Here is a 343-nt window from a genome sequence, read left to right on the forward strand (position 1 = left end):
GTACCATTACTTCGAAATTCGATATGTGAAGAATATAGCGGCCACAAACCAGTTCGACGTGTACATATACGTGGATGGTGTTCAAGTCGGTTCAAAGTTCACCTACCAGTTTACACAAACGACTGATACTACGGGGCTGTTCCTTATAGGATTCCAACGCTCTGGATGCTTTACCGCAATTGACGATATCTACGTGACGCTCGAAGATGGCACCGGCCTAAGCGGTAACCTAGGTCAGATTAACATCGTGGCGCAGCGCCCTACAGCAGACGTGCAAGCGCAATGGGTCCCCACGGGTGGTACGGGCACTAATGCAAGCGCCGTGAATCAATCTGCACTATCG

The 343-nt window shown here is 50.1% G+C and carries 1 protein-coding gene; it reads left to right on the plus strand.

What is annotated here, in order from left to right:
* The coding region (locus tag AC1RPR_RS08575; RefSeq protein ID WP_481763528.1) for a hypothetical protein at positions 1-343 on the plus strand (343 nt) is incomplete at both ends.

The organism is Dellaglioa sp. CoH-57-MRSF-22, from assembly GCF_056781895.1.